Annotated in this window: 26 protein-coding genes and 1 pseudogene; 11 read left to right on the top strand and 16 right to left on the bottom strand. The window is 67.9% G+C overall.

Features of this window, described 5'->3' with window-relative positions; all coding sequences use genetic code 11:
* A partial coding sequence (locus tag V7053_RS04005; RefSeq protein ID WP_334170981.1) for a signal peptidase I occupies positions 1-1,145 on the bottom strand: 1,145 nt, incomplete at its 3' end.
* A gap of 96 nt (positions 1,146-1,241) precedes the next feature.
* Positions 1,242-1,634: a hypothetical protein gene (locus V7053_RS04000; protein ID WP_334170980.1), complete on the bottom strand. Its 393-nt coding sequence runs from the start codon at positions 1,632-1,634 to the stop codon at positions 1,242-1,244.
* Positions 1,635-2,396: 762 nt separating this feature from the next.
* On the opposite strand from V7053_RS04000, the gene V7053_RS03995 reads away from it, so the two are divergent.
* Positions 2,397-2,723 carry a hypothetical protein gene (locus V7053_RS03995; protein WP_334170979.1) on the top strand — a complete coding sequence of 109 codons (327 nt, stop codon included), beginning with the start codon at positions 2,397-2,399 and terminating at the stop codon, positions 2,721-2,723.
* A gap of 46 nt (positions 2,724-2,769) precedes the next feature.
* On the opposite strand, the gene V7053_RS03990 is transcribed toward V7053_RS03995, so the two are convergent.
* The 6 genes from V7053_RS03990 to V7053_RS03965 all read right to left on the bottom strand — a co-directional run bounded on the left by V7053_RS03990 (position 2,770) and on the right by V7053_RS03965 (position 9,364).
* Positions 2,770-3,105, bottom strand: coding sequence for a hypothetical protein (locus V7053_RS03990; protein WP_334170978.1), 336 nt, complete (start codon positions 3,103-3,105; stop codon positions 2,770-2,772).
* Between the two features lie 156 nt (positions 3,106-3,261).
* Positions 3,262-4,971 carry an IlvD/Edd family dehydratase gene (locus tag V7053_RS03985; RefSeq protein WP_334170977.1) on the bottom strand — a complete coding sequence of 570 codons (1,710 nt, stop codon included), beginning with the start codon at positions 4,969-4,971 and terminating at the stop codon, positions 3,262-3,264.
* 31 nt (positions 4,972-5,002) lie between these two features.
* Complete coding sequence (locus tag V7053_RS03980; RefSeq protein ID WP_334170976.1) at positions 5,003-6,106, bottom strand: zinc-binding dehydrogenase; 1,104 nt, start codon at positions 6,104-6,106, stop codon at positions 5,003-5,005.
* Positions 6,107-6,109: 3 nt separating this feature from the next.
* Complete coding sequence (locus tag V7053_RS03975; RefSeq protein WP_334170975.1) at positions 6,110-7,552, bottom strand: glycoside hydrolase family 5 protein; 1,443 nt, start codon at positions 7,550-7,552, stop codon at positions 6,110-6,112.
* Between the two features lie 154 nt (positions 7,553-7,706).
* Positions 7,707-8,570: an SMP-30/gluconolactonase/LRE family protein gene (locus V7053_RS03970; RefSeq protein WP_334170974.1), complete on the bottom strand. Its 864-nt coding sequence runs from the start codon at positions 8,568-8,570 to the stop codon at positions 7,707-7,709.
* The gene (locus V7053_RS03965) at positions 8,567-9,364 is read right to left on the bottom strand and encodes an SDR family NAD(P)-dependent oxidoreductase (protein ID WP_334170973.1); all 798 of its coding nucleotides are present in this window, start codon (positions 9,362-9,364) and stop codon (positions 8,567-8,569) included. Before V7053_RS03965 ends, V7053_RS03970 begins: the two co-directional genes overlap by 4 nt.
* Before the next feature lie 143 nt (positions 9,365-9,507).
* On the opposite strand from V7053_RS03965, the gene V7053_RS03960 reads away from it, so the two are divergent.
* From V7053_RS03960 to V7053_RS03920, 9 genes are all read left to right on the top strand, one after another.
* Positions 9,508-10,539 (top strand): LacI family DNA-binding transcriptional regulator, encoded by a 1,032-nt coding sequence (locus tag V7053_RS03960; RefSeq protein WP_334170972.1) that lies wholly within the window; start codon positions 9,508-9,510, stop codon positions 10,537-10,539.
* Positions 10,540-10,801: 262 nt separating this feature from the next.
* Entirely contained in the window at positions 10,802-12,181 is a 1,380-nt protein-coding gene (locus V7053_RS03955) for an extracellular solute-binding protein (RefSeq protein ID WP_334170971.1), read from the top strand.
* A 16-nt stretch (positions 12,182-12,197) separates the two neighbouring features.
* Positions 12,198-13,130: a carbohydrate ABC transporter permease gene (locus V7053_RS03950; RefSeq protein WP_334170970.1), complete on the top strand. Its 933-nt coding sequence runs from the start codon at positions 12,198-12,200 to the stop codon at positions 13,128-13,130.
* Positions 13,130-13,918, top strand: a complete 789-nt coding sequence (locus V7053_RS03945; protein WP_334170969.1) for a carbohydrate ABC transporter permease — start codon at positions 13,130-13,132, stop codon at positions 13,916-13,918. The genes V7053_RS03950 and V7053_RS03945 overlap by 1 nt, the downstream gene beginning before the upstream one ends.
* 20 nt (positions 13,919-13,938) lie before the next feature.
* Positions 13,939-14,295, top strand: a complete 357-nt coding sequence (locus V7053_RS03940) for a tautomerase family protein (protein ID WP_334170968.1) — start codon at positions 13,939-13,941, stop codon at positions 14,293-14,295.
* A 32-nt stretch (positions 14,296-14,327) separates the two neighbouring features.
* Positions 14,328-15,395 carry an NAD-dependent epimerase/dehydratase family protein gene (locus tag V7053_RS03935; RefSeq protein ID WP_334170967.1) on the top strand — a complete coding sequence of 356 codons (1,068 nt, stop codon included), beginning with the start codon at positions 14,328-14,330 and terminating at the stop codon, positions 15,393-15,395.
* Complete coding sequence (locus V7053_RS03930) at positions 15,392-16,339, top strand: aldo/keto reductase (RefSeq protein ID WP_334170966.1); 948 nt, start codon at positions 15,392-15,394, stop codon at positions 16,337-16,339. The genes V7053_RS03935 and V7053_RS03930 overlap by 4 nt, the downstream gene beginning before the upstream one ends.
* A complete protein-coding gene (locus tag V7053_RS03925) occupies positions 16,339-17,310 on the top strand; it encodes a Gfo/Idh/MocA family protein (protein WP_334170965.1) in 972 nt (323 codons plus the stop codon). Before V7053_RS03930 ends, V7053_RS03925 begins: the two co-directional genes overlap by 1 nt.
* Complete coding sequence (locus V7053_RS03920; RefSeq protein WP_334170964.1) at positions 17,307-18,056, top strand: GolD/DthD family dehydrogenase; 750 nt, start codon at positions 17,307-17,309, stop codon at positions 18,054-18,056. The genes V7053_RS03925 and V7053_RS03920 overlap by 4 nt, the downstream gene beginning before the upstream one ends.
* Before the next feature lie 144 nt (positions 18,057-18,200).
* Here V7053_RS03920 and V7053_RS03915 read toward each other — a convergent pair whose 3' ends face one another.
* The 6 genes and pseudogenes from V7053_RS03915 to V7053_RS03890 form a co-directional block, all read right to left on the bottom strand.
* The gene (locus V7053_RS03915; protein ID WP_334170963.1) at positions 18,201-19,850 is read right to left on the bottom strand and encodes a sensor histidine kinase; all 1,650 of its coding nucleotides are present in this window, start codon (positions 19,848-19,850) and stop codon (positions 18,201-18,203) included.
* A 174-nt stretch (positions 19,851-20,024) separates the two neighbouring features.
* A pseudogene (locus V7053_RS03910) lies at positions 20,025-21,176 on the bottom strand (NAD(P)/FAD-dependent oxidoreductase); the annotation flags it as partial.
* A gap of 19 nt (positions 21,177-21,195) precedes the next feature.
* Positions 21,196-22,266, bottom strand: a complete 1,071-nt coding sequence (locus V7053_RS03905; RefSeq protein ID WP_334170962.1) for a Gfo/Idh/MocA family protein — start codon at positions 22,264-22,266, stop codon at positions 21,196-21,198.
* Positions 22,266-23,015, bottom strand: a complete 750-nt coding sequence (locus tag V7053_RS03900; RefSeq protein ID WP_443022502.1) for an amino acid ABC transporter ATP-binding protein — start codon at positions 23,013-23,015, stop codon at positions 22,266-22,268. The genes V7053_RS03905 and V7053_RS03900 overlap by 1 nt, the downstream gene beginning before the upstream one ends.
* 35 nt (positions 23,016-23,050) lie before the next feature.
* On the bottom strand, positions 23,051-23,830 hold the full coding sequence (locus V7053_RS03895) for an amino acid ABC transporter permease (protein ID WP_334170960.1): 780 nt from the start codon (positions 23,828-23,830) through the stop codon (positions 23,051-23,053).
* 59 nt (positions 23,831-23,889) lie between these two features.
* Entirely contained in the window at positions 23,890-24,711 is an 822-nt protein-coding gene (locus V7053_RS03890; protein WP_334170959.1) for an ABC transporter substrate-binding protein, read from the bottom strand.
* 131 nt (positions 24,712-24,842) lie between these two features.
* Between V7053_RS03890 and V7053_RS03885 the strand changes: the two genes are divergently transcribed.
* The gene (locus tag V7053_RS03885; protein WP_334170958.1) at positions 24,843-25,913 is read left to right on the top strand and encodes a LacI family DNA-binding transcriptional regulator; all 1,071 of its coding nucleotides are present in this window, start codon (positions 24,843-24,845) and stop codon (positions 25,911-25,913) included.
* A 19-nt stretch (positions 25,914-25,932) separates the two neighbouring features.
* On the opposite strand, the gene V7053_RS03880 is transcribed toward V7053_RS03885, so the two are convergent.
* Together V7053_RS03880 and V7053_RS03875 are read right to left on the bottom strand one after the other, a co-directional pair.
* The gene (locus tag V7053_RS03880) at positions 25,933-26,328 is read right to left on the bottom strand and encodes a VOC family protein (protein WP_334170957.1); all 396 of its coding nucleotides are present in this window, start codon (positions 26,326-26,328) and stop codon (positions 25,933-25,935) included.
* A 49-nt stretch (positions 26,329-26,377) separates the two neighbouring features.
* Positions 26,378-26,884: a MarR family winged helix-turn-helix transcriptional regulator gene (locus V7053_RS03875; protein ID WP_334170956.1), complete on the bottom strand. Its 507-nt coding sequence runs from the start codon at positions 26,882-26,884 to the stop codon at positions 26,378-26,380.
* Positions 26,885-26,910 lie beyond the last annotated feature (26 nt).

Raw genomic sequence — 26,910 nt, 5'->3', positions numbered from 1 at the left:
GCGCGCGGCGCCGCTGCCATCGCGGGAGCGGGGGTGTTCTGGGCGCTGAGGCCCGCGGGGTTGGCGAGGCTCAGCTGCATCGGGGTGAGGGCGAGCCTGAGGGCGGGACGGTAGTCAGTGCCGTCGGCGTGAATGGTCGGGACGACCGCGACCGTGACTGGGGATGACTGGGTCCCGCTGGCCTGGGCCGCCGCTTGGGCCCGGGCGTCAAGTGCCTGGAGGTCCAACTGAACGGTCCCGCTGTAGACGTTCCCCGCGAAGGCGGTCGCGGGAGTCAGGGGGATGGTGGTGTGCCAGCCCCCGGCGTTGGAGAGCTCGGCGTCCACGGCGACGGTTCCGGCCGGCCCGTGGTACGTGAAGGCGACCGCGACGTTCCCCGCCAGGACGCGGCGGAAGACCGGGTCCGGGGAGGAGGCCGTGGTCCCGTCATAGGCCGGACTCTCACGCACCGGGGCGCTGTAGGAGAAGGCCATGCTCTCTCCTTGGGCCGCTGCGGCAGGGGCGCTCGGGGCCGCGGGGCCGGTCCAGGCCCAGACGCCCACGGCCGCGGAGAGTGCGGCGGCGCCAGCCGCGGCGGCCGTCCAAGGACGGAACGGCTGGCGGAGCAGCCCGGCGAGGGCGCTCGGACGGGGGGTCTTGGCGGGTTCGAGGTGCCTGGACATGGCGGTCTTCCTTCGTGCGCGGCGCCGCTGGCGGCGGGTCAGCGCTGTGGTGCCCCCGCCGAGAAGCGCAAAGGCGCCCACGGCGAGGACGGGCGGGCTGGTGAGGGCCTTCAGCGCGGTCCCTGCCTGGGGGATGTGCAGGAGGGCCTTGCCGATGATCTGGGCGGCGGCAGGATGGTCGATGTCGGTGGACTGGTTGTTGTCGCCCTTGACGGTGAACCCAGCTGCGCTGGCGCCGATGATGCGGTGCAGGGCGATCACCGGGCCGCCGTGGACGTGGTAAGCGACGATGTCCCCGACCGCGTAAGTCTGGGAGCGGGCGACGACGACGAGGTCGCCCTGGTAGTAGACCGGGTTCATGCTCACCCCGTGCGTCACGACGACGCGCGCCTGCCCCGCAGCCAGCAGCAGGCACAGCGCGGTGCCGGCAACGGCGGCGATGGCCATGCACACGACCAGCAGGCGACGCAGCAGGTTCTTCACCCCGGCGCCTCCTCTCCTGAACGGCATGGGAATACGGGTGAGGGGGTCGGTTCGGCCCGCCCGGCTCAGGCGCGGGCCGAACCCGAGGGGCCCGGATTAGCTGACGGTGACCGCGATGCTGCTCAGCCCGGTCTGGTAAGTCCCGCTCGTGCTGGGCGAGCACGTCGACGTGAAGTTGGTGCCGTCGATCGCGGTGCACGTGAAGGCGGTGCCAGAGCCGTTGTTCAGCGAGATCGTGGGTGTCTTCCCGCCGGTGGCATCGCCGAAGGTCAGGGTGACCGAGTTGACCTCGGTGTTCGCGGGGGCATCGGCGAACCCGTAGGAAACGTTCGACAGGGTCGCGCCAGTGACGGACTGGGAGACGGTTCCGCCGAGGAACTGGGTGGCACCGGCGTTGTCGGTCACACCCGTGCCAGTGAAGGCCGTGCCGCCAGCGAGGGCGGCGGCGCCGAGGCCGACAGCGAGCATGATCTTGGAGGACTTGCGCATGGATTCTCTTTCGTTGGCCGGGCGCGGACGTGCCCGGGTGATGTCCAGGGGCTGCCTGGTCTTCAGGGGGTGTCGGACTACGCTCAGCGGCGGCTGGAGGAAAGAAGGATGAGGTTCCCCGAACCGGGGCCGCCGAATTCCGGACTGGCCCCTCTGCTGGAGCGCGAGGCTCCCGAAGAGAGGGATCGTGCCGACAGCTCCACGTTAGGCCCGGTCCCGGTCCGTTCCGCCCGATCTTGGGGGTTCTTGCGGCAACCCTCGGGCCACCTTCCGTCTTGGGTCCTCCTTGAGGGGAACCGGCGCTCCGCAGGCGCGAAGGCGGGGTGGCCCAAACGTCTGGAGACGCCGGCGGGGAAGGACCTGGCACCCAGAGGGTTGACAGAACGGTCTGTCTGCCCCCATTTTGAGAGTTGTGGTCTCGGTAAGAATCGGTCTGGCCGTCGGGCGCTACCCGGGCGGGGTCTCCCTGGGAGGCCGTAGGAGTGCGGGCGGCGGCGAGACGGCCGCCGCCCAGATCAGGCGTCGCCGGTCGCCGTTCGGGGCGGCCGCCGTGCTGCAGGCTGTGGCAGACCCAGCTCGGAGGGCCGGCGCGGCCGTTGCCGGCCGGGCCGCCACCGGCGCCTGGGGTGTCCAGCACCGCCTCTGCTGAGGAGCGCAGGTCCGAGGGTGAGGTCCCGGAGGCGCCCGGTCGTGGGCGTTTCGGACGTCAGAGGGCGGGGCACGATCACCACAGGGAGCTGGAAGAGCAGAGGAGGGTCCGGGATGGCCTTGTGCGACTCGGTCGGGGAGGGCGGCCACGGCCGCACCGAGTATCAGGCCGATTGCCCGGTCGAGCCAGAACAGCTGTGGCTTGAGGTCAGACGTCGTGGAACCACCAACGCCGGCAGCCGCTGGAGGGCCATGGTCGGGCGCCCCGAGGATGCTGCGCTCTTCGCGGGGCGCACCGAAGGAGCAGCGGCCTTGGACTTCGACGATCCGGGGGAACTGTCCCAGTGGCTCGAAGCGGCAGGGGTCAGCCCCGCGGCCGCAGTGCCGTCCGACTGGCATCCAGTCGTCGTCTTCGGATGCCGGCTGGCGCACCCGTCGTGAGCCCAGCAGTGATATGGGCGGCTGCTGCTGTCGGGGCTCCGGCCGTCTACTCGCCGGTGCGCGGCTTGAGCCAGAGCGTGTCGCCTTCGACCCGGTCCAGCTCGTCCGCGGCGACGTATTCGTCGCCCGCGAACAGGCCAGCCTTGTCGACCTTCACATAGCCCACCCGCAGAAGCCTTTCGGCGGTGTGCCGAGGCAGCTTGGAGGTTGCGGCAAAGCCGTCGACGAGAGTGCCGACGAGCCCCCCGGTTTTGGGATCGGTCTGCCCGTCGGCGGTCACAGCTTCGGGGTCGCCCATCTTCAGGTCGTCGACCTTGCCGATCTTCTTCCCGTCCGGCCCGACGACGTGCATTCCTTCGCGTACCTGCTCGATGACGATCATGGCTGATGCCCTTTCCGCCGGTTCCCGCTTTGGATGCCCAAATTCTAGGACCGGCGTCATAGCCACGAGAAGGCGCCGAGAAGCAGCGTCGGCACGGCCACGCGTATATTTGCTCGGCACAGCCACTGCCCTCGCCTCCCGCCCACGGCCCTGCCGTTAGTGGGACTCGCGCGTGACCACGGATCCGCTCGAGCCGACGAGGAAGTCGAGATCGGCGCCCGTCTCCGCTCCTTGCACATGGTCGATGTAGAGCTTCTGCCAGCCGCGCTCCGCGCGTGCGAAAGCCTCGGCCGCGCGCGGTGCGGTCTGCCGAATTGCGAGCTCGGCGTCGTCTACGAGCAAGTCGAGACGACGGTTGGGCACGTCGAGGGAAATGAGGTCACCGTCCCTCACCAGGGCGAGCGGGCCTCCCGCCGCGGCCTCCGGTGCGACATGGAGTACGACGGTTCCATAGGCCGTGCCCGACATGCGTCCGTCGCAGATGCGGACCACATCGCGCACCCCTTGCTTCAACAGCTTCGGCGGCAGGGGCATATTGGCTACCTCTGGCATGCCCGGGTAGCCCTTCGGGCCACATCCGCGGAGAACGAGTACCGAATCGGGGTCGACGTCGAGGTCCGGATCGTCGAGACGCGCGTGTGCGTCCTCGATGGAGTCGAAGACGACCGCTCGCCCGGTGTGAACGAGCAGCTCCGGTGTCGCGGCGGCGGGTTTGATGATGGCCCCCCGCGGTGCGAGATTGCCTCGGAGGACGGCGATGCCGGCGTCGTCCTGCAGGGGGTCGGAACGCAGGGAGATCACGTCGCGGTCCCACACCTCGTGGCCGCCGAGATAGTCGGTGAGGGGTCGGCCCGTGACCGTCTGCGCCGCCGGTTCCAGCAGGTCGACGAGTTGGTCGAGCACCGCGAGAAACCCTCCGGCTCGGAAGAGGTCCTCCATCAGGTAGCGGCCTGCGGGCTGGAGGTTCACGAGCAGGGGCACTTTGCCGCCGATGCGGTCGAAGTCCTCGAGGGTGAGATCGATTCCAAGGCGGCCAGCGATCGCGAGCAGGTGGACGACGGCATTGGTCGAGCCGCCGATGCCGGCGAGGGCGACGATGGCGTTGTAAAACGACTCCTTCGTGATCACCTGGGAGATGCGCCGGTCCTCGAGCGCGAGTTCCACCGCGAGTCGACCTGAAGCGTGCGCAGCCTCGAGCAGCCGGCTGTCGGCTGCGGGCGTTCCGGCCACGCCGGGAATGGTCATTCCGAGCGCTTCCGCAAGAAGCCCCATCGTGGAGGCCGTTCCCATCGTGTTGCAGTGCCCCTTGCTGCGGATCATCTTCTTGTCGCTGGCCTCGAACTCCTCCGGAGCCAGCGTGCCCGCGCGCACCTCTTCCGACAACTGCCACACCCCGGTCCCGCAGCCCATCCGCTCGCCGCGGAAGTAGCCATTGAGCATCGGCCCTCCGGGCAGGACGACGGCGGGCAGGTCAACTGAGGCGGCGCCCATGAGCAGAGCAGGAATGGTCTTGTCGCAGCCGCCGAGCAGGACGACGGCGTCGATTGGGTTGGCGCGCAGCATCTCCTCTACGGCCATCGCAGCCATGTTCCGCCACAGCATCGCCGTCGGCTTCACGAGGGTTTCGCCCAACGAGACGACCGGCAGATTCACCGGCACCCCTCCTGCTTCCCACACTCCCTGCTTGACGTACTCGGCAACCTCGTTGAAGTGCAGGTTGCAGGGCGTGAGATCGCTCGCGGTATTCGCAATGGCGATCTGTGGACGCCCGTCGAACGCATGGTCAGGCGCGCCGCGCCGCATCCACGCACGGTGGATGAAGGGATCGCGACCCTCGCCGCCGTACCAGCCCTGTGAGCGGACCATCTGCTTCTTCCTCCTTCACGTTGGACCGGCCCTAGGGCACGAGGATGCCGCGCCCGACGGCGCCGGCGGTGAGTCGTGCGTAGGCTTCCCCGAACTCCGCGAGCGGCAGCCGGTCGCCTACCAGCTTGTCGAGCGGCAGCTTTCCGGCGAGATAGAGCCCGAAGATGCGGGGCAGGTCGAGCGGTGGATTGCTCGAACCGTAGAGCGAACCGACAACCCGTTTCTGCCGCTGTACGAGCTGGTTCAGCGGAACGGGGAATTCAGCGTCGGATGCCCCGAGGCCGACGGCGACGAGCGTTCCACCCGGCGCCACGCAGGTCAGGGCTTGTTCGAGCGTCTGGGCCCGGCCGATCGCCTCGATCGCCCAGGGCACGCCGGAGCCTCGCGTGATCGCCGCGACGCGCCCGACGACGTCGTCCTCGCGGGCGTTGACCGTATGGGTCGCGCCGAGCTGCTTGGCGAGTTCGAGCTTGGCCTCGTCGACGTCGACGACGATGAGCGGGTGCGCACCGACGAGCGCAGCCCCCATGACGCTCGAGAGCCCGACGCCGCCAGCGCCCAGGACGAGCAGTGGCCGCCCGGCGGCTTCCCGCACCTCGTGGAACACGGCGCCGACGCCGGTGATGACCGCGCACGCCGAGATCGCCGCGACCTCGGGCGGGACGCCGTCAGGAACAACCACGGCCGCGTTCTCATTGACGACGGCCCGTTCCGCGAAGCACGAGACGCCCATCAGATGGTGCAGCTCACCGCCGTCGGCCGTTGAAAGCCTCGAGGTGCCGTCCGGCAGTCCGCCCGCCGCGGCCTGGACCCCGCCCAGCTCGCACAGCACCGGATTGCCGGAGAGGCACGCGGCGCACTGCCCGCAGCGGGGCCGCCAGAGAAGGGCCACCCTGTCCCCCGCCCGGATGCGACCGGACGAGCCCGGCCCGACCTCCTCGACGACCCCCGCGCCCTCGTGCCCGAGCACGAGGGGCAGCGGAGCGCTCAAGTCGCCGACCATGTAGTGGTAGTCGCTGTGGCAGACGCCCGCGGCCTCGATGCGGACGAGCAGCTCGCCGGGGCGAGGCGCAGACAGCTCGACGTCTTCAAGCTGGGGCGGCTCACCCGGGGAGCGAAGGACGACGGCGCGCACAGCCTATGCCTGCCCGGAGGGCGTCGCGGGGATCGGCTTCGGGTCTTGGCCGGACACCAGCTGCTCGCGCAGGCTCTCGCGCACCACGCACTGCTCGAAGGAAAACGAGTCCGCGAGCGCGTCGAGTTGATCGTCGGTGAGCCCGCGGAACCGCTCGGCGTAGTCCTCCGCGAGCGGCTGGGCGAAGAGGAGGTTGTTGAGGACCGTCGAGACGGTATCGAAACGGCCCCATGGGTACGGCGTCCATGCCGGAAACTCGCGGGCCATCAGATCCTGCACCGCTTGGCTGACCTCCCGAACGCCCTCCCCGCCGAGCCGGTCGCTACCCCATTGGTCCGCGGCGAGCCGATTCTTCTTCGCCACGAAGTCATCGAAGCGCTTCCGGTACGGCGAATGCTCCGCTACGTTCACGAGCCCCTGGCGCCCGAGGTCCTTGTACATCCAGCTCGTCCAGCTGACGTCGAACTCGCGGTACAGCTCGAGCTGGTCGGCGAGGATCTGCCGGCGCATGGCGTCTACTCGTTCGTCGCCGGTATAGATGGGTGCGAATTCGCCGACCATGATCGGCGTGCCGGTGCGGCGCGCGTACTCGGAGCGCTGGAGGAACTTCTTCCTCGCATACTCTCTGTCGATGTAGGTTCCGTCGGTATAGCCGGGATAGTCGCCTCCCCGGCCGAGGCCCGACGCGACGTAGTCGTGCAGGGTGTAGACGGTGTTCGGCCAGGGTTCGGCGTCGAACATGTCGAACTCGGTCGAGTAGGTGTTGCCGTCGAGGAAGACCGTGTGGTCCGGATCTATGGCGCGCACCGTCTCGAACAGCCGGCGGTAGAGTGGGCCCACGACGGCGCGGGACTCGTCCGCTGGCTCGTTCATGAGGTTGTACCCCGCGACCCAGGTGTTGTCCTTGTAGTGCTCGGCGATCGCCTTCCAGATGTTCTCCACCCGGTCTTGGAAGTGCGGGTGCCGCCAGAGATGCGGCTCGTGGGTCGAATTGTCGGAGTGCCAGTGGTGGTTCTGGCTCCCGGGCAGGGCGTGCAGGTCGATGATCGAATAGATTCCGTGCCGGCCTGATGCTTCGATGGCGCGGTCGAGGTGGTCGAAGGCGTCCGGCAGGATCGTGAACGGGTCATCGTCCGACTCGAAGTGGTGGTAATTGACGGGGATGCGGATGATCGTCATCCCGAGCGATCCGAGGAAAGCCGCGTCTGCTTCGCTGTAGAAGGACTTCAGAAGCCGTTCGAAGAAGCGCTCGGCGCGATCAGCACCGATGACGCCGGCGACCTTCTCCCGCATCAGGGTCTCGTTGGCCGCATAGCCGGTGATGAAATTCTCCATGTTGAGCCATCCGCCGATGCATACGCCGGTGAAGCGGATGGGCTGGCCCCATCCGTCGAGGAACCGGGATCCCTCGGTGCGGACGAACCCGGGCGGGCGCTCCTCAGTCATGTGCCTACCTCCATATGCGAAAAGTTTCTTTCTATTTACGATCATTTTCGTTGTTGCTCAGGCTAGAGAACGCCCTCCGAGGTGTCAACCACTTCTGTCGGGACCAGCGAAGGGTTCTGCGGGCTAGGCAACGGGCGGATGTGCGCTTCGTGCCTCACCCGGCATAGTCGTGCAGGGCAGCTCCGCGGACACCCGGCTGCAGGACGAACACGGAGCCGGCCGCTGGCTCTGCGCCGACGGGGAGGTGTTGCCGCGAGGACGTGATGTACAGCGTGTCGAGCGCCGGACCGCCGAACGCCGCGGCGCTGGTATGGCTCACCCCCGGGACCTCCACGACTTCCGTGAGGCGGCCGTCGGGATCGTAGCGGTGCACGGCACCGCCACCCCAGAGAGCCACCCATGGGCCGCCCTCGGCGTCAATTGCCATTCCGTCGGGAAGGCCCGCGACGTCGTCGTCCATTTCTGCAAAAGGACGCCTGCCGTGGAACGAGCCGTCCGAGCTGTCGAAGTCGAACACGTCGATTCGCCGCGTGGGAGTGTCGACGTAATACGCGAGAGAGCCGTCACCGCTCCACTGCAGCCCGTTGGAGATGGTGACTCCGCCGAAGGCGACAGAGGCTGAACCGTCTGCCTCGAGCCTGCACACCGATCCCGCGCCCGGAGTCGCGTCGTACGCCATCGAACCGCAGTAGAAGCGCCCCTGGGGGTCGCATCCGCCCTCGTTGAGCCTGACGCCGGCGTCGGCCAGCACGTCGGGCAGCTGGCGTTCGAGGGAAAAAGCCTCGTCGAAAAGGGAGAAGCCGTGCTCGGTTGCCACGATGAAGCCTCCTCCCGCTCGCCGCCGGATCACCGCAGCCACGCGGCTGCCGACGTCGTAGCGCGCGGTGCGCTCAAGCGAGGCGAGGTCGACGACGGCCCCCGCGAGCATGTCGACGACCAGCATGCGCTGCCCGACGCGATCCCAGAACGGCCCTTCGCCGTGCCACGTGACCGGCGCCGTCAGCCGTTCCGCCTTCACTGCCAACCACCGTCCACGACCCAGGTCTGCGCCGTCGCGAGGCGCGAATCGTCTGCGGCGAGCCAGAGCATCAGGCGGGCAACGTCAGCCGGATACAGCAGCTCGGGCAGGCACTGCGCCGCGAGGATCTTCTCGCGCTCCGCCTCGCCGACCCAGTTGTCGAGCTGCCGGGGAGTCATGATCCAGCCCGGGATGATGCAGTTGACCCGGATGCGGTCCGGGCCCAGCTCTCGGGCAAGAGTGCGGGTCAGCCCCTCGATGCCCGCCTTGGCCGTGATGTAGACGGGCAGGTCGACCAGATCGATGTGGGCGCTGATCGAACCGAGGTTGATGACCGAACCTCCACCCGCCGCCTTCATCAGGGGCCAGACGGCCTGCGTGGCGAAGAAGTGGTGGCGGACGTTCACGGCGATGCCGTCGTCCCATGCAGCGGGGTCGATCCCCTTGACCCCGCGACGGGTGTCATTCGCTGCATTGTTGACCAGCACCGTAATGGGGCCGAGGTGATCGGAGGCCCTGAGGATCGACCCCTGCAGCGCCGTGATGTCCCGAACGTCGACGGTTTGGAAGAACGGCTCGGGATCGCCTCGCCCTGCTATTCCTGCCGCCAGCTCCGCTCCGGCCGCCTCGTCGAGATCCACGAAGGCCACCCGGACCCCCTGCGCGGCAAGCTGCGAGACGAACTCGGCCCCGAGCCCTGTCGCGCCGCCGCTGACGAAAGCCGTGCGTCCGGCGAGAGAGGGATAGCGGCCGAACTCGGAAGATGATTCGAGATCTTGCTCTCGGTCGGTCATGGCCCTGATATCCTCTTCTTAGCAAGTTTTCCTAGTTAAAGAGAAAATTATCTGAGAGTCAGGCTATGAGCTCGCCAGCACGTCGTCAACCGCCCGGGCAGACAGGGCGGCCACGGGGTTCGAGCCCCGATACCATGAGGCCCATGGTGAACGACGCGACGGGCGAGACGCAGGCTGCGCGCGCCACCCTCTCGGAGGTCGCCGCCCTGGCGAAGGTCTCCGTCGCAACCGTCTCCAAGGTCCTGAACGGCCGCACCGGCGTCTCGGACGAGACCCGCAGCCGCATCGAGTCCCTCCTCGAGGAACGCAACTACAACCGGCGCCTCAGCGCCCAGAGCACTGCCCCGCTCATCGACGTCCTGTGCTACGAACTGGACAGCCCCTTCGCCGGCGCGGCCATCTCTGGGATCGAGCGGGCCGCCCGGGAACAGGGCGTCGGGATGGTCGTCGCGAGCGCCGAGGACACCCACCTGCCGGCGCCGGACTGGATTGACGGGGTGCTGCGCCGCCAGCCCCTCGGCATCATCCTGGTCGCCGCCCTGCTGCCCGAGAAGGACTTGGCGCGGCTGCGCAGCCGCGCCATCCCGATCGTCATGATGGATCCGTACGGCGCCCCCACGACCGATGCCCCCTCCATCGGTTCCGCCGACTGGAACGGCGGCTTCCTCGCCACTCAGCACCTGATCGCACTGGGCCACGAGCGCATCGCGATCATCACGGGGCCTGAGAGCATGATGGCTTCCACCGCGCGGCTCTCGGGCTACCGGGCGGCGCTCGACTCCGCCGGGATCCCGGTTCGGCGTGATTACATCCGCCCGGGGGGCTTCCACCGCGACGACGGCGTCACCGAGGGGCGCGATCTGCTTTCGGGAGCCGAGCCCCCGACGGCGATCTTCGCCTCGAGCGACCTACAGGCTCTCGGCGTCTACGAGGCGGCCCGCTCACTTGGACTGCGCATCCCGGACGATCTCTCGGTGGTCGGCTACGACGATCTCCCGATCGCCCAGTGGGTCGGGCCGCCGCTCACCACTGTCCGGGTGCCCCTCGCCGAGATGGCAGAGCAGGCCATGCACCTTCTCACGCGATTGCGCGACGAGCCGGAGCTCGCATTCAGCCGGGTCGACATGGCCACCTCCCTCGTCGTGAGGGAGAGCAGCGCCCGCCCACGCGGCTAGGTCTCCCCAGCTGCCACCGCAGTGCTCCGCCAGACTTCCGCATGTCGTCCCAACGAAAAGTTTCGAGTCTTCTTGTAAACCTTGACGGAAATTTTCGTGCTCGTTAGATTCGTCTCATTGGTCCCGAGTGACAAAGGCGAGTCCTACGGACTCGCGAGCAGGACGACGAGGCCTCACCGAGCCTGACGGCCTCACGTAGCCCGGTCCCCCGGCTTGGGCGCTCACCCGGACACAGTGCTGTATCCGCGACAAGAGGACTGACATGCGAATCCATTTCAGATCGAAGACCACGCTCCGGTCGCTCGCTGCCCTGGCGGCAGCAGGCCTGGCAGGCCTGGGCCTCGTCGCCTGCTCAGGCGGCAGCAGCCAGGGCTCAGCCGGCTCAGCGACGAGCGGCACCATCAACTGGTGGGGGTGGACTCCGACCAACACCAACGAGGCGAACGATTTCATCGCCGCGTTCAACAAGGAGTACCCGGACATCAAGGTCAACTACAAGCTCGTCGGCATCTCGGACTACCAGGCCACCATGCGCCCTGCCCTTGCCTCCAACAACGGGCCAGACGTATACGACCTGCAGCCCGGCGCCTACGTGCAGCAGTTCGGGAGCTATGCCGAGGATCTCAGCTCCACGGCACAGGGGGCGCTCGGCAGCGACTGGAAGTCGAAGATCTCCAGCATCGCCGTCGACGGCCTCACCTCGAACGGCAAGCTGACCGCAATGCCCATCGGCTCCTCCTACGCTGGTTCGCTCTGGTACAACGCGGACCTCTTCAAGAAGTACGGGCTCCAGCCGCCGAAGACCCTCGACCAGTGGAAGCAGGTCTGCCAGACCTTCCAGAGCCATGGGGTCGGCTGCTTCGCCCAGGGCGCAGCGCAGGAAGGCTTCGATCAGGACACCCTGCAGGCCATCTCGAACTCGGTCGAGCCCGGCTACTGGACCAAGGCATCCAAGGGCGACGCGAAATGGGATTCGCCCCAAATCGTCCAGACGCTCTCCATCTGGAAGGACCTCTTCGGCAGCGGCATCATGCAGAGCGGCGCTCTCGGTGCACAGCAGTACCCCGACGTCAACAACGCGTTCCTCACCGGCAAGTACGCGATGGTGATGATGGGCAGCTGGTACACCCAGTACGCAACCCAAGCGGCGATGACCCAGTCGATCTCGGCCGCGGGGGTCGCCGGCGCCAAGCCGTTCCCGATTCTGCCGATGCAGTTCCCAGATGTGGCGGCCAAGGGCAACACGAGCGAGATGTTCGGCGACGCTGACTACGGGCTGGCGGTCGCGAGCAAGTCGCAGAACAGAGCAGCCGCCGAGACGTTCGTGAAGTGGATGGCGACCAGCACCAAGGGCCAGCAGGTCGTCGCCGACCGACTCGACACCACCCCGGTGCTGAGCGGCGTGGCCCCGGACTTCAACACCATCAAGTTCGTGGACCCTGCCCAGCAGAGCGCCCCGGTCAACCAGTACCTGAAGAACCTGGCCTCGGTGAACGAGCCGCGCTTCGCCCTGCTCAATTCAGACATCGAGAACGCGTTCCTTGCCGCGGCGCAGTCGGTCGCGAGCGGCAGCGCAACGCCGCAGGCAGCGGCGACGACTCTGCAGCAAGCGGCAGATGCGGCGAAGGCGCAGAACAAGTGATGAAGGCGCAGAAGCAATGACCGTCTCCACCCCAGAGCGGGTGATCCGCGCGGCTGGCTCCCCGAGCCGGCCGCGCGGCCCCCGTCTCCAAGCGTCGGGCCTGCCCTGGATCCTTCCCGCCCTCGTGCTCGGAGTGGGACTGATCTACTACTGCATCGGGTACACGGTGTACATCTCGACCCTCAACTGGGACGGCGCAAGCCCCGAGCCGCTTTCCGTGGGCCTACGCAACTACGCCAACATCTTCAACGATCCGGTGTTCTGGAAGGCCATCGAGCACACGGCGGCCTTCTTCGTGACCACCTTCGTCCTGCAGACCGCGCTCGGGGTGGTCTTCGCGGTCATCATGCACTCGCGCATCAAGCTCGCCACGCTCTACAAGGTCATCATCTTCGTGCCGGTTGTGCTGGCCCCGGCCATCATGGCCCCCGTGTTCCGCCAGATCTTCGCCGCCAACGGCCAGTTCAACGCGGTGCTCGGCCACCTCGGCCTCGGGTTCCTCGCGCAACCGTGGATCGGCCAGACCTCCACCTCGCTGCCGGTGATCATGGCCATCACGATCTGGCAGTGGACGGGCCTCACGTTCGTGCTCTACTACGCGGCGATGAGCCAGATCGACCAGTCCCTCATCGAGGCAGCCCGGATCGACGGAGCGGGCAACATCCGCGTCCTCTGGAGCATCATCTGGCCGAACCTTCGGGGGACCACGGTTTCGCTCGGGATCCTCAGCGCGATCGGCGCCCTGAAGACCTTCGACGTCCCGTGGCTCGTCACCATCGCCGGGCCGAACAACTCGACGCAGTTCCTCGGCACCTACATCTACCAGATGACGATCCAGCTCGCCCACGTCGGCTACGGGGCGGCTCTGTCGATCATCCTGTTGGTCGTCGCCCTCATCATGGCGATCATCCTGCAGGTGGCGGCGCGCGAGAGGACGGGGAGACGCTGATGTTCGAGGTGCGCAAATGGTGGAGCAAGGGGCTCCTTCAGCTGATCGCCACGTTGCTCGTCCTGCCGTACCTGTTCCCTCTCATCGCGATGGTGCAGGGCTCGCTCGCCGGCGACGGCTGGGCCAACTACCGCGACGTCCTCCAAGTGCCGGGCTTCTTCCGGTTCTTCGTGAACAGCGCCCTGATCGCTGGCGGCGTGATCGTGCTCGTCTACGCGGTGACGATGCTCGCGGCCTACGGGTTCGCAAAGCTGCGGATCCGCTTCCGCGAGGTCTACTTCTGGATGCTCTTGGCCTGCCTCACCCTGCCAGAGGTCGTTCTGCTGACCCCGCTCTTCACCACGACCCAGGCCGTCGGCCTGTTCAACACCTATTGGGCCGTCATTCTGCCTCTGGCCGCGCTGCAGGTGCCGTTTGCGGTTCTGCTGACGCGCAACTTCATCCACGGCCTGCCCGACGAGATGTTCGAGGCGGCCCGCGTGGACGGCGCGAATTCATTTCGGGGCTTCATCCACCTTGTCATCCCGCTCACCAGGCCTATCGCCGCGGCCGTGCTGATCTTCACCCTGATCGGAGCGTGGAACGACTACCTGATGCCCCTCGTGTTCCTGCAGTCGCAGGACATGCAGACCATCACCCTCGTCCCCCAGTTCTTCGTCGGCGAGTTCAGCAACGACCAGACGAAGATCCTCGCTTCCGCAGTGCTGACCGCGATCCCTGAGGTGGTCGCCTACCTGTGCCTGCAGGGCCTGTTCGAGCGCGGCCTCTCGGCCGGCGCTATCAAATGATCCGATTCCAAGGAGTTTGAATGCCACTCATTCAGGTCGACCTCGACCGGGGGCTCTACGACAGCTCGTCCGAGGCCATCGGCAGCGCAATCCACGACGCCCAGATCGAGGCGCTGGGCATCCCCGCCGACGACCGTTTCCAGGTCTTCCGACCCCATGACAGTGGTGAGCTGAAGTTCGATGCCGGGTACAACGGCGTCGACCGCCGCACTCTCCTGCTCATCCAGGTGACGGCCGTGCACATGTACCCGGTCGCGGTGAAGCGAAAGTTCTTCGAAACCCTCGTCGCCAAGCTTGCCCCGCTCGGCATCCGCAGCGAGGACGTGCTCATCTCCCTCGTTGAGAACGGCTTCGAAGACTGGTACGCAGGCAAGTGAAGGAAGACGGCAGGCCAGTGAAGGGAGAAGTCTTGTTGCACAAGTACGATGCGGCGCCTCTGAGGGTGCTGTTCATAGGTGGAACGGGCACCATCAGTGCCTCGTGCGTGCGGCTCGCCGCCGCCCACGGCATGGCCGTGACCGTTCTGAATCGGGGAGCCAACCGGGCCGGTCGGTCCCTGCCTCCGGAGGTGGAGCAGCTGACCGGCGATGTCACCGGCGACGGCACCCTCCGCGCTGCCCTCGGGGACCGCGAGTTCGACGCCGTGGTGAACTTCCTCTCGTACGACGAGGACGACGTCGCGCGCTGGGTCGCGCTGTTCGCGGGCCGCACGCGCCAGTACGTGCACATCAGCTCCGGCTCCATCTATGCCAAGCCCGTTCTGCTGACCCCCATCACGGAATCCACCCCCGTGGGCCCCAACCCGCCCCTTCCCTATGCCACGGCCAAATGGCGGGCAGAGCAAGCGCTCGCCCGCGCCTACCGCGAGCAGGGCTTCCCGGTCACCGTGGTCCGCCCATCGCACACGTATGACGACGCCAATCCGCCCTTGCCGGGCGGGTGGACCGTCGTCGACCGCATTGCCCGGGGCGCCGAGATCCCCGTCCACGGCGATGGGACGTCGCTGTGGACGCTCACCCACGCGGAGGACTTCGCCCAAGGCCTGGTCGGGCTGCTCGGCAGCGACCGCGCCATCGGCGAGACGTTCCACATCACGGGCGACGACGTCCTCACCTGGAACCAGATCTACACCCTCTTCGCCGCGGCGTTGGGGGTTCAGCCGCGCCTCGTGCACGTTGCGAGCGAGCTCTACCCCGTGGTGGCCCCCGAGTGGTTCTGGTCCGGAGAGTTCGTCGGCGACCTCGGGCACTCGGCCGTGTTCGACAACTCCAAGATCCGCCGTTTCGTCCCCGGCTTCGCACCCCGGCTCACGTTCGAGCGGGCCGTGAGGCGGATGCTCGACTGGCGTGAATCCCACCCCGAGACTGCCCGCGGCGACGCTGCCACCGAGGAGATCCTCGACCGCATCGTCGATGCCTACCACGCAGCCCACCAGGCATTCGCCGACCGCGCCCCAGTACTGGAGGACGCCTCGTGACTCTCACCACTCGTCCGTTGGGCTCAACCGGGCTCAAGGTCACGGAACTGTGCGTCGGTACGAGCCCGCTGGCGAGCATGGCCAGGCTCTACGGCTACGACGTGAGCGACGAGCGGGCTGTCAGCACCATCGCCGCCGTGCTCGATAGCCCCCTTCGCTTCATCGACACCTCCAACGGGTACGGGGAGCACGGTGAAGCAGAGAAGCGGATCGGCGTGGCCCTCGCGGCCCACGGGGGCCTGCCGGCCGACGTCGTGCTCGCGACGAAGGTCGACCCCGATCCCCTAACGGGCGATTTCTCCGGCGAGCGCGTACTGGCCTCGTACGAGGAAAGCCTCGAGCGCCTCGGCGTCGACCGGGTTCCCCTGCTCTACCTGCACGACCCCGAGCGGATCTCGTTCGAGGAGGGCGTCGCGGCGGGCGGTCCCGTCGAAGCGCTCGTGCGGCTGCGCGAGGACGGCCGCGTCGACCACATCGGCGTCGCGGGGGGACCGGTGGATCTGCTGGCCCGCTACCTGGACACAGGGCAGTTCGACGTCCTGCTCAGCCACAACCGGTACACGCTGCTCGATCGCTCGGCGGAGAAGTTGTTCAGGTCGGCGCACGAGCGGGGCATCGGCGTCGTGAACGCCGCCCCCTACGGCGGTGGCATGCTCGCCAAAGGGCCCGACGTGCAGACCAAGTACGGCTACGGGGAACGCGATGATCGCGTGGCCGAGGCGGCCGGCGCCATGGCCGCGGCCTGCGAGCGATACGGAGTGCCCCTCCCTGCGGCCGCCCTCCAGTTCTCGCTTCGCGCCGAGTTCGTCGACGCAACGGTCGTCGGCATTTCGTCGCCGGAGCGCGTGGCCCAGACCCTCGGGTACGCCGAACTCGAGATTCCCGATGCCCTGTGGACCGAGCTCGAAGCGTTCGTCCCGCCTTCGGAATACTGGTTGGCCTGATGGGGGCGGCAACACTTCGCGTCGGCCTGCTCGGCGCAGCCGGGATCGCCCCCAAGGCCCTGATTGCTCCGGCGCGTCGGCGGGACGACGTCGAGCTTGTCGCTGTCGCTTCACGTCGCGACGGCGCCGACTTCGCGGCTCGTCATCGGATCCCGACGGCCTACTCGCGCTACGAGGACCTCCTCTCCGACGAGTCGGTGGATCTGGTCTACGTAGCGCTGCCTCCTTCAGAGCATGCCAAGTGGACCATCGCCGCCCTCGAGGCGGGGAAGCATGTTCTGTGCGAGAAGCCGATGACGATGAACTCGTCGGAGGCGAAGGCAATTCTGGCTGCGGCCAACCAGACCGGCCGCCGGGCGTTCGAGGCGTTCCACGACTACTACCACCCCCTTCAAGCCTGGATCAGGGATTTCATCCGATCCGAACAGCTCGGCCCGGTCGGCTCTGTGACGGCCGTATTCAACGGCGCAAACCCCTTCAACCCCGCGTCAATCCGGCACGTCCCGGAACTCGGTGGGGGCGCTCTCATGGACCTGGGCTGCTACCCGGTTCACTGGGTCAGGACGCTGTTCGGCGAGCCGACCGTGACCCGGGCGAGTGCCGAGAGGAATCCTCTCGGCGCGGACCTGAGCATCGAGGCGGCTCTCGAGTTCGAGGGTGGCGTGCAGGGGCTGATCAGGGCGAGCATGGAGCCGACGGTCACCCTCGAGTCGAGTCTCACGGTCATCGGCGAGGCGGGAAGGCTCCGGGTCGAGAACATGGTCTTCCCCGCCCGGGGGCACTCGATTCAGATCGAGCGTGGTGGCCTCACCCATGTTTCGACGGTGGCGGGCCTCGACACGTACGACCATCAGCTCGCCGCAGTGGTCGACGGCCTCCGCCTGGAGAGGCCGCTGGCGACGGAAGGCCCGGACTACGTCGACAACATGGCCACGATCGATGCCATCTATGCCGTAGCGGGAATCCGATGACCGCCGATCAGTCGTTCGCGGGGAAGACCGCGGTAGTCACCGGGGCTGCGAGTGGAATCGGCCTCACGGTCGCCCGTCACTTCGCAGAGCGTGGAGCACGGATCGTGGGGGTCGACCTTGCCGAGCAGGTCACGGATATCGTGGCCGGCCTCCCCGGCTCCGGGCACCATGGAATCACCAAGGACCTGACGGCCCCGACCGCAGCCCATGAGGTCTTCGAGTTCGTCCTGGCCGAAGCGGGCACGCCGCACATCCTCGTCAACTCCGCTGGCATTGCCCTGCTTGACCCCGCGACTGAGGTCTCGGCCGAACGATGGCAGGCCACCATCGACGTCAACCTCAGCGCGAGCTTCTACATGGCTCAGGCCGCGGGGCGCCTCATGCTCGACGCCGGATACGGGCGCATCATCAACCTCGCCTCACAGGCTGCCGTCGTCGGACTCGACCAGCATGCGGCCTACTGCGCGAGCAAGGCGGCGATTGTCGGGCTGACGCGGGTTCTCTCCCTCGAGTGGGCACGCCGGGGGATCACGGTCAACGCAGTCTCTCCCACCGTCGTCGAGACGCCTCTTGGCAAGCAGGCGTGGGCCGGAGAGAAAGGGGAGAAGGCCAAGGCCCAGATCCCCGTGGGCCGCTTCGCACAGCCCGAGGAAGTCGCCGCGCTCATCGCGTTCCTCGCGAGCGACGCGGCCGCGATGATCACGGGCGAGAACGTGCTGATCGACGGAGGGTTCACGTCCGTCTGAGGCCGGTCCCACCCCACTTGAGGTGGAAGTACGGGAAGCCGGCGGCGGCACTGGTCCACCGCCGGCTTCCCCGACCGAATGGAAGTTGACCCCGTCGAAATAGCTGACGGTTTCATGGACGACGCGGGGCTGATCACCGATGGCTTACGCCGGGGCCTCGCTGAGGGCTCGTATCCGGAAGGTAAACGTGCTGCCCGCGCCGAGTTCGCTCGTGCAGTCAAGGCTTCCGCCGTGCTGGACGGCGACCTCGTGCGCCAAGGCGAGCCCCAAGCCCGTGCCGGGGGTGCCCGAGCGCTTCGCCTCGGCACTGCGATGGAAGCGGGTGAACGCCCTCTTGACGTCCTCCGGGGACATTCCCATGCCCTGGTCCTCGACGGTCACCACCGCCCATTCCCCGTCCCTTGCGGCAGCCATGGAGACTTCGGTGCCGCCCGAGGAGTACTTGAGGGCGTTGGAGACGAGGTTGTCCAGGACCCGGGTCAGACCCGTCCGATCGCCCAGGACGGGCAGGGGCTCGTCGGCCTTCACGGAAATCCGGAGCCCTGCCTGATCTGCTTCGGGGGCAGCGCTGGCGGCGGCGTCGCGCACCAGCTCCGCCACATCAAGTCTGGTCCAGGCAACGGCTGTCGCAGCGCCCGTGGTAGCAGCTGCCAGAATGTCCTCGACCATCTTCTTCAGGTGGGCTGCGTTGCGCGCGATCACATGCAGGTCTGCCCGGCCGTCCGGCGTCAGGGCCGCTTCGCCTTGGAGCAGTTCTGTGTAGCCGATGATGCTGGTCAGCGGCGTGCGGAACTCGTGCGACATCGCGCCCAGAAAGCTGTCCCGCGCCCGCACCGCCGCAAGGACGTCCGTGATGTCGGCGAAGGCAAGGACGGTCCCGGCGCGCCGTCCGGCGCCGTCACGGAAGGTGCCGGCGGAGACCGAGACGGATCGCGCTCGCGCACCCCGGCCCAGCCGGTAGACCTCGTGGGCGAAGTCCTCCCCTGCCAGCGCCCGCGCCACGGGGCGGTCCCGGGGCTCGGCGGGGACTTCGGCGCCGTCCCGGTAGACCAGGAGCTGTGCCTCCGGCGCGTCGTCGACTCCCGCCGGAAGGGCGGCCTGGTGCAGTGAGCGCTGGCGCGCGTTCATCAGCAGGTCGTGGCCGTCGGCATCGATGACGACCACCCCGACGTCCACTGTCTCCAGCACGGTCTCCAGGAGTCTGTAGCGAGTCTCGCTCCTCTCCAGGAGCTCCGCGGACCTGGCCTTCTCTGCGTCGTTGCTGGCCGTCAGGACGGAGGTGGCAACGCCGATGGCCAGCATCATGAACGGGTACACGAGCTGCGCGGCGAGGGTGCGGAGGGTGGCGCTGCCGGAGGCCAGGATGGGCACCCAGACGATCAGCAACGGCGCGAGGGCGCCCACAGGGACGACAGCCTTCGGCCGGTATCCGGACCCGGCCAGCCACATGATGGGGAAGACGGCGAGCAGCCCCAGCCCCGCGAGCACGTCGGAGGACGACGCCCTCACCAGCCCTACGGGGACGAAGTCCAGCAGGGGAACCGCGAGGAAGGACGGGTAGGGCAGCCGCCCCCACGGCACGGCGGCGGACAGGGCCAGCAGCGCCAGTGCGGTGCCCTGACCCAGGAGGAACAGCGGGTCGGCGAGTGCGCTGGGCGCGGATGCGGCGAGGACCGCTGCGGAGAGGAGCATGGTGAGGTTCAACGGCAGCTGGCTCAGCACGACCCGCCCGCGCAGGCTCAGTTCGTGGAATCTGTAGCGCCCGAGCAATAGGACATCGAGCAGGCGCTCCATGGATCCCCTTCTGTCGAGGGCCGGGCTTCTTGCCGCAGCCTGTGACAAATACTGTAAAGGGAATGCCGCGCAGAAACGTGGGCGTCCCCCGCGATTCCACCTGCTCGGCGAACGCAAGGATCAGCCTTTGGCGGGCGCCCCCGCGCCCGCCAAAAGCCGATCCTTGTGCGGGGGCTAGTTCTGCTCGAACCGCTCCGGCCGGAATGCCGCCAGCATGGGGTGCGGGCGCCCGCTGAGCACCTCGTCCGCGAGGAGCTCGCCCGCGATGAGCGCGAGCGTCGCGCCGGAATGGGTGAACGCCACAAAGCACCCGGGGACCTTCTGGAGCTCGCCGAATACCGGCTCGCCGTCGCCGGGGATCGGCTTGAGGCCGATCTTCCAGGACGCGGCCTTGAGCTCGGGAGCCCCATCGATGAGCCGGCTGGCCTCGGCGAGGAGCTCGCCGACGACGGGCTCCGGAATGGAGTATCCCCCCGCCTCGTCGCGGACGATGTGCTCCTCGTACCAGTCGTGGTCGATGGCGATCGTGTGCCCCGGGTTCGGTCGGATGGCCGCCCGGGGCGTGTTGAGGACCGCCTTGACGTCGTGGTCGAGCGGCTCGGTCACCACGAGCATCGAAACCGGAGAGCCGTTGTCGATCCGCACTCCAAGGGGCGCGACGACGTCAGGCGTGTGGGCACCGCAGGCGACGACGACGGCGTCGGCCTCGAGGGTGCCGAAGGCAGGGGTGACGACGGCGGTGGCCCGCCCGGCGTCGTCGACCTCCACGCGGGCTGGCCCCGCGTTCGTCTTGAGGGCCCCGCCGCGGCGCGTGAACTCCTGTATGAGGTGCTCGATGAGGTCCGGGAGGCTGACCCACCCCTCCCCAGGGTTGTAGACGGACGTGGGCGCGAGCGCGCTCGCATTCAGGCCCGGGGTGAAGGCGGCGACGGTGTCGGGACCGACGAGGTGGGAGTCGTAGCCATGGGACCGCTCGTACGCGTGCCGGGCTGCGGCGGAGCGGTCGTCGTTGTCCCAGTAGACCCCCCCGCCGAACTGAAGCCAGTCCCGCGAAGGATCCGCGGCGAACAGCGTCCGGTACCTGTCGATGCCCGCCATGCGCAGGGCGTGGTACTCGCGGCTCCGGATTCCGGCCGAGTTGAGCCAGGACAGCGACCGCCCTGAGGCGCCGGAAGCGAGTTCGCCCTCCGTGAGGAGCGTGACGTCGGCGCCGGAACGGAGCAGGTGGACGGCGGTGGAGACGCCGATGACGCCCCCGCCGACGACGGCGACGCGACGGCGGTTGGAGGGATAGCGCGGGTTCTCGTGCTCAGACATTCGTGATTCTTCCTCTGGTGTCTTCTTCTCAGGTGTAGGCGAGGGCCCGGATCGGCGTGGTCTCGTGGAGACCGCAGATGATCCTCAGGGTTGCGAGCGCGTCCGCGGGATCGACCGGGAGCGCCCCGTTGCGGTGGATGGCGTCCGCGAGCAGGCGGTAGAAGGCTGGATAGTCCCCCTGGATGAGGCCGACGTCGAGGGTGGAGCTGCCGTCCGCGAGCCGAGCTGGCTCGCGCGACGGGACTGCTCCGTAGCCGGGCTTCGCAGGATCGGCGCCCGCGGCCAAAGCTGGCTCTTGCCCATCGAGGCCCCACGAGGTGAATCCCGCCTGACTGCCGAGCACGTGGAACCGCGGCCCGAGGGCGGGCGCGAGTCCGTTCATCCAGAGCCGGCTCGTGACGCCGGAGGCGTGCCTCAGCTCGGCGAAGCTGTCCTCGTCCCCACCCTGCCCAGGGCTGTACCTCCGGAGGTCGGCCCGCGCCTCCTCGACGGGGCCGAAGAGCTGCACGGCTTGGTCGATCAGATGGCTGCCGAGGTCGATCAGGAGGCCTCCGCCTTGGTCTACGGCCGTGCGGTCGCGCCAGTTCCCGAAGCCTTCGGGACGCCACCACTCGAAGCGGGATTCAAAGGTGCGCACCTCGCCGAGCCGCGCGGAGCGGACGAGCTCGGCGACCGTCAGGAAGTCTCCGTCCCAGCGGCGGTTCTGGAAGACCGTGAGCAGCGTCCCCGCCTGCTGGGCGGCGTCGATCATCGCCTGCGCATCCTCGACCGAGGCCGCGAAGGGCTTGTCGACGACGACGTGCAGGCCGCGGGCGACGGCGGCCAGCGCCTGCTCGCGGTGGAGCGCAGGTGGCGTGCCGAGGATGACGAGCTCGAGCTCGAGCGTTCCGTCGTCGACGAGCGCGAGGAGCGCCGAGTAGTCGGGCACGATCAGGGCGCCGGGGAAGCGGAGGCGGGCCGCTGCGGCGCGCGCCGGGTTGCCTGTCACGACGGCAGCGACCGCATACGACGGGTTCGCTCCGACCAGGGGACCGTGGAAGACGCTTCCCGAGACCCCGAAGCCGACGATGGCCGTGGAGATCGGCAGCCGGGCCATCATCACAGCACCTCCGAGAGGAACCGCTGGAGTCGCGCCGACTGCGGCCGGTCGAAGATGTCCTCGGGAGTGCCTGCCTCGACGACCTGCCCCTCGTCCATGAACACGACCTGATTCGCTGCCCTCCTCGCGAAGCCCATCTCGTGGGTGACGACGAGCATGGTCATGCCGCGGCCGCTGAGGCTGGCCATGAGGTTGAGGACCCCGTTCACGAGCTCCGGGTCGAGGGCGGACGTCGCCTCGTCGAAGAGCATGACCTGGGGTTCCATCGCGAGGGCGCGGGCAATGGCAACGCGCTGCTGCTGGCCGCCGGAGAGGTCCCGGGGCTTGTGGTCCGCACGTTCCCGGAGGCCGACTTCGTCGAGCCGGGCAGAGGCGAGCTCGAAGGCCGCCTTCTTGGAGAGCCCGTTGACCTTCCACGGGGAGAGTGCCACGTTCTCGAGAGCGGTGTGGTCGGGGAAGAGGTTGAAGTGCTGGAAGACCATCCCGATCTTGCGGCGGAGCTGGTCCGGGTGCTGGCCCAGCGTGGAGGTTCCGTCGAGGAGCACGTCTCCGGACTTCGGCTCGTGGAGTCGGTTGATGCCGCGGAGCAGGGTGGACTTGCCCGAGCCGGACGGCCCGATGATGCAGGTGGTGGTTCCGGGCTGCACGCGGAGGCTGATGTTCCGGACCACGTCGATCTCGCCGTAGGCCAGAGTCAGGTCCTTGAGTTCGATGCCGGCGCCGGAGTAGGCGTGCGTGGGGTCTGTCATGGTGCGCCTGCGGGTTTCCGTTGAGAGGGTCATGGTCATCTGCTTTCTGCTGCTCCGGCGGCCTCGAGTTCGACGACCTCGCGAAGACCTGAAACCGGCGGCGCCGGCCTGCGACGCCCGGTGCGGAACCGCTGGTCGATGAAGTTGACCAGATGGGTGAGCGGGACCGTGATGACGAGGTAGAACAGGCCCGCGAGGACGAGCGGCGAGAGATTGCCGCTGACGACGGCGGCATCCTGGCCAACGCGGAAGAGCTCACGCTCCGAGACCAGGAGGCCGAGGAAGTAGACGAGGCTCGAGTCCTTGATGATGGCGATGAACTGGTTGACGAGCGCGGGAAGCACCCGACGAATCCCCTGCGGGACGACGACGAGACGCATCGCGCGCCCGTATCCCATGCCGAGGGCACGGCAGGCCTCGAGCTGGCCCCTGTCCACCGCTTGGATCCCGGCCCTGAAGATCTCCCCGATATAGGCACTCGAGATGAGGCTCAGGGCGATGATGCCGAGCGGGTAGGGGCTCGGGCCGAAGATCTGCTGGCTCAGGCGGGCGAACCCTTGGCCGATTAGGAGGATCGTGAGGATGGCCGGAAGTCCGCGGAACAAGTCGGTGTACACCCGGGCCGGCCATCGCAGCCAGGCGGAGGGAGAGATGCCCATGAGGGCCACGATCATGCCGAGGACGCAGCCGATCACCGTGGCGGAGACCGAGATGACGAGCGTGTTCTTGAGGCCTACCTGCAGCAGTTGGGGCAGGACGTCGGCCATCGCCTGGAAGTCGAAGAAGGTCTTGAGGAGGTTGCTGAGCGGGTCCATGGTGGTGCTTTCCGTCGAGGCGGGCGGAGGCGTCGGGGTGGACGCCTCCGCCCGCTCACTTACTGGTCGGAGGCCGGCAGGTACTGCTTCGGCATGGGTGAGCCCGGGAACCACTTCTGGTAGAGGCGCTTCCACGTTCCGTCGGCCATCGCGGCCTTGAGCGCCTTGTTCAGCGCATCCTTGAGGGCCGGCTTGTTCTTGGCAATCGCGAAGCCAGCCGGCGCATCGAACGACGGGATGTCAACGGCGTCCTTGAGGCCGAACTTGGAGACGTAGTCCTTTGCTGCCTCGTAGTCGAGGAAGTGGGCGTCGATGGTGCCGGAGTTGAGTGCGGCGACGGCGGAATTGTTGTCGGGGAACCGGACGAGGTTGGCGCCTGGGAAGTTCTTCATGGCGTAGGTCTCCTGCAGGGTTCCCTGCACCACGCCCAGACGCTTGCCCGTGAGGCTGTCGGTGTTCGTGACCGATGAGGACTTTGCCGTGAGGACCGTCAGGTACCCGGCGAGGTAGCCGTCGGAGAAGTCGACGGTCTGTTCGCGCTGCGGCGTGATGCCGATCGCGGCCGCACCGACGTCGAACTGCCCATTGGCAACCGCGGGCAGGATGGCGGAGAAGTCCTGGCCGGTGAAGACCACGTTGTTGATGCCCATGCGGTGGGCTACGTCGGTGAAGAGTTCGACGTCGAACCCTGTGAACTTTCCGGAGGAGTCGGTGAAGGTGTAGGGCTTCGAGTCGCCGACGCTGGCGACACGGAATTGGCCGGGCGTGATGAGTCCGTATGGATTGTCGGTGGTGGACGCGGTGCTTGAGCCGCCGCAGGCGGACAGCGAGAGGGCCAGGGCGGCCGCCGCGGCGAGCGCCGCTGCTTTGATGCTTTTCATAGGTCCGTCTTTCGCTTCGGTGAGACCGGTCTCAGTCGGTCAGTTTGAGACCGGTCTCAACTTCGGGGATGATGTGACTGTACTTACATTGCCGAGTGGCGTCAATCTCTTTTTTCAGATGGGATGCAAAGATGACGAAGCGAGAGCAGCCAGTGAAGGAGGCCACGGTCGCCGACGTCGCCCGCGCTGCCGGAGTCTCGAAGGCCCAGGCGGCGAGGGCCCTCGGGGGCTACGGAGCTGTGAGCGAGCAAGTGCTCTCCCTCGTCCTGGCGGCCAGCGAGCAGCTCGGCTACCGTCCCAACCAAGTCGCCAAGAGCATGACCACGGGGCACTCGAACTCGATCGGCGTCGTCGTCGGCGACATCGAGAACGCACACTTCGGCCTCGCACTGCGGGGCATCTCCGACGAGGCGCGGACGGCGGGATACACGGTCGTGCTCATCAACACCGACGAGGATCTGGATGCCGAGGTGGGGGCGGTTCAAGAGCTGCTGCAGCAGCGCGTGGCCGGCCTCGTCGTCGCACCCTGCTCGAGCAACGAGACGGCCCATCTCGAGTCGGCGCAGGCCCGGGGGCGCGCCGTCGTCCTCTTCGACCGCGGAATCCACGGCCTCGGCCTCGACACGGTGCGCGTCGACTTCTCCGACTCCGCCCTCCAGGTCGGGCGCCTCCTCCTCGACGCCGGCCACCGCCGGATCGGCTATGTCTCGAGCCTCCGGGTCGAAGGGCCCTACGAGCCCGGGGCGGACCTCGGGCTGTCCCCTGTGGCCGATCGCGTCCGCGGGATCGAGCGCGCTTTCGCCGAGGCCGGGGACGTATGGGACCCGACGCTCGTGCGGCTCAACGCCTTCTCCGAGGACGCCCTCGCGGCAGCCTGCACCGACTTGCTAGACGGCCCGAGTTCGGCCACCGCCATCGTCTGCTCGGACAGCCTCATCGCCCTCGGAGTCCTCGGGCACATCAAGCGGCGCGGACTCCGAATCCCGGAGGACGTCTCCGTCGTCGCCTACGACGACTTCCCATGGACCGAACTCGTGGATCCGCCGCTGACGGTCGTGTCCCAGCCCGTGTACGACATGGGCCGCGAGGCCGCCCGGGCCCTCCTGCGGCGGCTCGGGCACCGGGTGCCCGCGGAACGCCTTCCGCTCAAGGCCCACCTCGTCGAACGGGCGTCGGTGGGCGCGCCGCCCGCCGGGCGCTAGGCGGCGCGGGATCACGAGCCTATGGCTGGCTGACCCTCCCGGGTTCGTACGAGCCGAAGCTCCACTCCCTGCCCCATGGGTCGACGACGCGGCTCCGGCGCGATCCCCAAGCGGTCTGCTCCGGCTCGATGACGGGGCGCGCCCCGGCTGCCACGGCCCTTCGGAACATCCCGTCGACCTCCTCGGTGACGAGATAGACACCGACCCCCGTCGACTGCCCCAGGAGCCCCGGTATCTCATAGTCCGCGTCGTCGCTGGCGACCATGATCACCGCATCTCCCAGCCGCATCTCGCAGTGCACTACCCTGCCGTGATCCGCGTCCTGCCTCAGCGAGACGCCGAACCCGAGCTCCTGCAGCCAGGCGATAGCGCTCGGCGCATCCGGGTAGCTGAGGTAGGGCACCGCACGTGACACCCCTTCAGGATAGGCACCTGCCGATCGGTCCGGCCACGGACCGGAACGGTCAGTGCGCGGCAGGGTCGATCTGGTCGACGGCCTCGGACATCTTCGCGAGGAAGGCGACGACGGTTTCCGTTTCCTGAGGGGAGAGGCCTGCGGCCACTTCGATCATCCGCTGATGCATCTTTCCGAGCGTCGTCCGGACCTCTTCGTCCGAGCCGGGAGTGGGGCGGAGGATCAGTGCCCGACGGTCGGTGGGGTGGGGTTCCCTCGTCACGTGCCCTCCGCGGACGAGCCGGTCCACGAGCGTCGTCATCGAGGCCGAGGTGATCCCAAGCTTCGCCGCCAGGTCCTTGGGGCTCAGGTCCCGCCCCTGCGCCTGGGCCTCCAACAGGTAGCGCAAGGCGAGCAGGTCGGTCTCCCCCATCGACATGGCGCTCCGGGTGCGCCTGCGCATCGCGCCCTCGGAGGCCCTGTAGTCGCGCAGGGCGTTGAGCACTCGGACAGCCCGTTCCTTCGCGGTGCTGTCCTGCTCGTACCAGTACCCGGCTTTGGCCGGCGGGACCTTCATCTCTCCTCCACCATTCGCTAGATCGC

Source organism: Sinomonas sp., assembly GCF_036848755.1.
Classification (GTDB): Bacteria; Actinomycetota; Actinomycetes; order Actinomycetales; family Micrococcaceae; genus Sinomonas.
Note: the sequence above shows the minus strand (reverse complement) of the source record. Positions and strands in the feature narration are given on the sequence as shown.

Excerpts from the sequence above, each read along its gene's own strand:
- V7053_RS04000 (WP_334170980.1), bottom strand. The coding sequence starts at position 1,634 with ATGCGCAAGTCCTCCAAGATCATGCTCGCTGTCGGCCTCGGCGCCGCC.
- V7053_RS03995 (WP_334170979.1), top strand. The coding sequence starts at position 2,397 with ATGGCCTTGTGCGACTCGGTCGGGGAGGGCGGCCACGGCCGCACCGAG.
- V7053_RS03990 (WP_334170978.1), bottom strand. The coding sequence starts at position 3,105 with ATGATCGTCATCGAGCAGGTACGCGAAGGAATGCACGTCGTCGGGCCG.
- V7053_RS03985 (WP_334170977.1), bottom strand. The coding sequence starts at position 4,971 with ATGGTCCGCTCACAGGGCTGGTACGGCGGCGAGGGTCGCGATCCCTTC.
- V7053_RS03975 (WP_334170975.1), bottom strand. The coding sequence starts at position 7,552 with ATGACTGAGGAGCGCCCGCCCGGGTTCGTCCGCACCGAGGGATCCCGG.
- V7053_RS03965 (WP_334170973.1), bottom strand. The coding sequence starts at position 9,364 with ATGACCGACCGAGAGCAAGATCTCGAATCATCTTCCGAGTTCGGCCGC.
- V7053_RS03960 (WP_334170972.1), top strand. The coding sequence starts at position 9,508 with ATGGTGAACGACGCGACGGGCGAGACGCAGGCTGCGCGCGCCACCCTC.
- V7053_RS03955 (WP_334170971.1), top strand. The coding sequence starts at position 10,802 with ATGCGAATCCATTTCAGATCGAAGACCACGCTCCGGTCGCTCGCTGCC.
- V7053_RS03950 (WP_334170970.1), top strand. The coding sequence starts at position 12,198 with ATGACCGTCTCCACCCCAGAGCGGGTGATCCGCGCGGCTGGCTCCCCG.
- V7053_RS03945 (WP_334170969.1), top strand. The coding sequence starts at position 13,130 with ATGTTCGAGGTGCGCAAATGGTGGAGCAAGGGGCTCCTTCAGCTGATC.
- V7053_RS03940 (WP_334170968.1), top strand. The coding sequence starts at position 13,939 with ATGCCACTCATTCAGGTCGACCTCGACCGGGGGCTCTACGACAGCTCG.
- V7053_RS03925 (WP_334170965.1), top strand. The coding sequence starts at position 16,339 with ATGGGGGCGGCAACACTTCGCGTCGGCCTGCTCGGCGCAGCCGGGATC.
- V7053_RS03920 (WP_334170964.1), top strand. The coding sequence starts at position 17,307 with ATGACCGCCGATCAGTCGTTCGCGGGGAAGACCGCGGTAGTCACCGGG.
- V7053_RS03915 (WP_334170963.1), bottom strand. The coding sequence starts at position 19,850 with ATGGAGCGCCTGCTCGATGTCCTATTGCTCGGGCGCTACAGATTCCAC.
- V7053_RS03905 (WP_334170962.1), bottom strand. The coding sequence starts at position 22,266 with ATGATGGCCCGGCTGCCGATCTCCACGGCCATCGTCGGCTTCGGGGTC.
- V7053_RS03900 (WP_443022502.1), bottom strand. The coding sequence starts at position 23,015 with ATGACAGACCCCACGCACGCCTACTCCGGCGCCGGCATCGAACTCAAG.
- V7053_RS03895 (WP_334170960.1), bottom strand. The coding sequence starts at position 23,830 with ATGGACCCGCTCAGCAACCTCCTCAAGACCTTCTTCGACTTCCAGGCG.
- V7053_RS03890 (WP_334170959.1), bottom strand. The coding sequence starts at position 24,711 with ATGAAAAGCATCAAAGCAGCGGCGCTCGCCGCGGCGGCCGCCCTGGCC.
- V7053_RS03885 (WP_334170958.1), top strand. The coding sequence starts at position 24,843 with ATGACGAAGCGAGAGCAGCCAGTGAAGGAGGCCACGGTCGCCGACGTC.
- V7053_RS03875 (WP_334170956.1), bottom strand. The coding sequence starts at position 26,884 with ATGAAGGTCCCGCCGGCCAAAGCCGGGTACTGGTACGAGCAGGACAGC.